The 4645-nt window shown below is 60.4% G+C and carries 3 protein-coding genes; all 3 read left to right on the top strand.

What is annotated here, in order from left to right; translation table 11 throughout:
- Positions 1 to 737: PKD domain-containing protein (locus ACYU7Z_RS16420; RefSeq protein WP_460572445.1), on the top strand; the 737-nt coding region annotated here is incomplete at its 5' end.
- 14 nt (positions 738 to 751) lie between these two features.
- The gene (locus ACYU7Z_RS16425) at positions 752 to 1783 is read left to right on the top strand and encodes a PorP/SprF family type IX secretion system membrane protein (RefSeq protein WP_460572446.1); all 1032 of its coding nucleotides are present in this window, start codon (positions 752 to 754) and stop codon (positions 1781 to 1783) included.
- Positions 1784 to 1923: 140 nt separating this feature from the next.
- On the top strand, positions 1924 to 4645 hold a 2722-nt coding region (locus ACYU7Z_RS16430), incomplete at its 3' end, for a DUF7948 domain-containing protein (protein ID WP_460572447.1).

A 4645-nucleotide genomic window follows, 5' to 3' on the forward strand; every position in this document is an offset into this window, starting at 1 on the left:
CGCCTTCCTACATCGCGCTGACCAATGCCTCCCAGGGCGGGCAGACCTTCCTCTGGAACTTCGGCGACAACACGACCTCCACGGCCTCCACGCCGCCGCCGCACTTCTACGCCGCCCCCGGTACCTACACCATTACCCTGTCGGTGGTGGACTCGGGCACCTGCAACATCACCGATACCACGAGCGTACGCATTACCCTGTACGACAAGCCCACGGCCGGTATCGGCACGGTGGCGCCGCAGCCGCCGGTGCCCAATACGGCGCTGAGCTTCGAGAACACATCGTCGAGCGACGCCATCCAGTTCAAGTGGCTCTTCGGCGACGGCGACTCGCTGCTGACCCGCGACCGCTTGCCGGTACGCCACGAGTACAACACGGCCGATTCTTTCGAGGTATTGTTGATTGCTTACAACCCGGCGGGCTGCCCCGATACGGCGCGCCGCTGGGTGCGGACGCTAGTGGAGCCGGCCATCGACGTGCCCAATGCCTTTTTGCCGCTGAGTGGGGGCAGCAACGCGGTGGTGTATGCCCGCGGCTTTGGGGTGGCCACGCTGCACTTTACCATCTGGAACCGCTGGGGCCAGAAGGTGTTTGAGACCAACGACCGCCGCATTGGCTGGGACGGCACCTACGGGGGCAAGCTGCAGCCTATGGACGTGTATGCCTATACCCTGGAGGTGACCTTCATCGACGGGAAAAAGGCCAGCAAAAAAGGTGATATTACCCTAATCCGATAAAAGAGGAGGATCCGATGAAGCGCATTCTAACCATATGGAGCAGCCTGGTACTGGCAGGCGGAACGGCCACCGCGCAGGATCTGCATTTCTCGCAGTTCTTCAACTCGCCGCTTTCGACGAATCCGGCCAACACGGGCTTTATTCCCGACGGCGACTACCGTATCGGTGTCAACTACCGCAACCAGTGGTCGTCGGTGATGTCGGTGCCCTATAAAACCATGAGCGCATTCGGTGATGTGGCGGTAGGGAAGGAGCGCTTCCAGAACGGCTGGATCGGCCTTGGCGGCCTCGTGATGAAAGACGTGGCCGGCGCAGGAAACCTGAGCTCAACGCGCCTGTACGGCTCGGTAGCGTACCACCAGATGCTCGGGTACTCAAGCCTCCTCAGCCTCGGCTTCAACGTTGGATACGCCAACAAGCAGATCAACACGTCGGGTCTTAAGTTTCCCGACCAGTTCGACGGGCACTTCTTCGACAACAAGCTGCCCACTTCCGCGGCCCTCGACCGGACCAACGTCGGCTACTTCGACCTGCAGGGCGGTATGAACTTCGCGTACTTCCCAACCAGCAACATCTACGTCAATGGCGGCTTTTCGGTCATGCACATCAACCGGCCGCGCGAGTCGTTCTTCGTGAACGATGCCAACGATATCGACAACCGCATCCCGATGCGCAACACGGCTTTCCTGAACGGCTCCATCAAGGTCAACAACCAGTGGATCGTGAACCCCAACATCTACGTCAGCACGCAGGCCGGCTCCTTCGAGGCCGTCGGCGGCGCCAACGTTCACTACAACCTTTCAGGCGACGGCGAGCAACTGCTCGTGGGCGGGCTCTACTACCGCTACAAGGAAGCGATCATCCCGATGATCGGTCTCGGCCTCAAGGATTATATTTTCAGCTTCAGCTACGATGTGACGATGTCGCCGCTCAAAACCTATAACGGCTCGCGTGGCGCGCTCGAGTTCTCGCTGGTGAAGCAGGGCGTATTCGAGCGCTATAGCTACAACCGCCGGCAAACGATCTGCCCGAGTTTCAAGAACTAGGCAGATGCCGCACCCGTTTCGGTGCTCTTGCCCGCGCTCCGTTTTTGTTCGGTATCTTCAAACACAACTACAAACCAACTGCGTCACGAATTTGGACAGCCAATGGCGGTCTGTTTTGTTGGTTGATTGAACCGATTCTTATGCGCTACCTGAAAACCATACTGCTTGTTGCCGCATGCTTCCTGGCTACCTTATCCTCTTTTGCCCAATCGAAAGCGCCTCTTGCCTTTACCGAAAATAAAGGGCAGTGGGACGCCGCCGTTCGCTACCGTGCCGAGGTTCCGGCCGGCGCCTTCTTCCTGCGCAAGAGCGGCTTCACCGTCCTGTTGCAGGATACCGCCGACCTCGCTTCCGCATTGGCTACTGTGCACGGGCAGCAGCCCGGCGGCAAGCCCGCCCTTGTGCGGACGCACGTTTATCACGCGGATTTTATCGGCGCCAACAGCGCGGCAAGCATTTCGGCCGACAAGCCACTGCCCGGCGCAAGCAACTACATTACCGGTAATGATCCCGCTCACTGGGTCAGCAACTGCCGCGACTACCAGGGCGTTACCGTAACCGATCTGTATCCCAACATCGACCTGCGTTATTATTCCGAAGGCGGGCGTCTCAAGTATGATCTCGTTGTTCACCCCGGCGGCGATCCCGCGCAGATCGCGTTGCGCTACTCCTACGCCGGTGGGCTTACGGTGAAAGAAAAGGGACTCGACATCGCTACATCCGTCGGAACGGTGCGGGAGCTGCCGCCCTATTGCTACCAGTACGACGATGCCGGCCGGCAGACCGTCGGCTGCACCTACCGCGTGAAGGATAGTGTGCTTCGCTACCAGCTGCGCGATTACGACCGGAAGAAAGAGCTCGTTATCGACCCGACGATCATCTTTTCCACGTTCTCCGGCAGCCATTCCTCGATGTACGGGTTTACGGCTACCTACGGGCCTGACGGCTCGTTCTTCGGAGGAGGCATCGTTTTCGGCGGCAGCTTCCCGGTCAGCTCAGGGGCGTTTCAAACCGACTTCCACAACGGCCGCAAGGATATCGGCATCATCAAGCTGACTGCCGACGGAAGCGCGCGGGTTTATGCGACCTATATCGGCGGGAGCGGAGAGGATTACCCGCACAGCCTCTTCTGCGATGCGGCGGGAAACCTGCTCGTAGCCGGGCGTACAACATCGGCCGACTTCCCCGCTCCGACGATCATTCGCCCCGCGGGAACATCCGGGACACCGGGCGGGTTCAATATCTGTGTGGTCAAGCTTAACCCGGCCGGCACGGCACTGGTCGGCGGCCTGCTGATCGGCGGCAGCGGCGACGATGGGCTCAATATTTCAGCCGTCGAGCAGCGCAGCCTGCTCCTGTATAACTACGGTGACAATGGCCGCAGCGAAGTCATCGCGGACGCTGCGGGCAACGCCTATATCGCCTCGTGCACACGCTCTGCCGACTTTCCCGCCGCGGGTAGCATGCAGGGCGACCAGGACGCCATCGTGCTCAAGCTCGATCCAACACTGAGTACTGTTTTGTTTGCCCAGCGCCTCGGCGGCTCCGACGTGGATGCGGCCTACGTGCTGGCCCTGAGCCCGATCAACGGCAACCTCTATGTTGGGGGCGGCACCGCAAGCGGCAGCCTCGCGCTTGCCGGCGGGATCAGCGCCAGCAACCACGGTGGCATCGATGGATTTGTGACCGAGCTGACCAACAGCGGCAACGTGGTACGGAGCACGTTTATCGGGACGCCGCAGTACGACCAGATCTATGGCGTGCAGTTCGACCGCAGCGGCTTTCCCTATGTTATGGGCCAGACGATGGGTGACTGGGAGAAGGTTCCGCAGTCGCTGCCCTTCCACGTTCCGGGCGCGCGCCAGTTCATTGCCAAGCTGCAACCCGACCTGTCGGACTTTATCTATTCGCTTGCTTTCGGCACAGCCAATGCGAGTGACGTCAATATTTCACCGACCGCTTTTTTGGTGGACCGCTGCGAGAACGTGTACGTGTCCGGCTGGGGCGGGAAAACATCCGGGTTCAACTCGGCCGGGACCTTTGGTCTGCCCGTAACCCCCGACGCCGTGGTGATGAATCCACCGTATAGCTCGCCTGCCGAGACCGACGGCAAGGATTTTTATTTTTTCGTATTGAAGAAGAACGCGACCGCGCAGTTGTATGGATCCTTCTTTGGCGAGAAGGAGCCGAACGGTTTCCCGGACCATGTCGATGGCGGCACGAGCCGCTTTGATGCCAACGGTGTTATCTACCAGGCGACTTGCGCCAACGGAAATCTTCAGCGTGCCTTTTGGCCTACGACACCGGGTTCCTGGTCGCCGGATAATCCCTCTCCGGATTGGAACCTTGGCATGATCAAGATTGCGTTGAACCTGGCGGGTCTTGCGGCGGGGATCCAGTCGTCGATCAACGGGGTGGTGCGCGATACGGCGGGCTGCCTGCCGTTGACGGTGCAGTTCCGCGACACGGTGGCCAACGCCGTCACCTACGAGTGGGACTTCAACGGCGATGGCGTGACCGACCAGACCACCACCGACCCCAGTTCGAGCTATACCTATACCAGCGCCGGCACCTACCGGGCGCGCCTCATTGCCGTAGACCCCAACAGCTGCAACGTGCGCGATACCTCGTACGTGAACATCCGCGTGGGGGTGGTGAAGGCCACACCCGACTTCGTGTTCCGCAAGCTCAATCCCTGCGACTCGCTCAAGTTCGAGTTCACCAATACCACCATTCCCCAGCCCGGCCATCCCTTTACCGGCAGCACCTTCCTGTGGCAGTTCCTGGATGAGAACCTGAGCTTCTCCTCCGGGGCGGGCACCTTCACCCACTCCTTCCCGCGCCCGGGCAGCTACCGGGTGC

Source organism: Flaviaestuariibacter terrae (genome assembly GCF_054777635.1).

What these genes read in the sequence shown, in the direction of transcription:
- ACYU7Z_RS16425 (WP_460572446.1), top strand. Translation starts at nt 752, where the DNA reads ATGAAGCGCATTCTAACCATATGGAGCAGCCTGGTACTGGCAGGCGGA.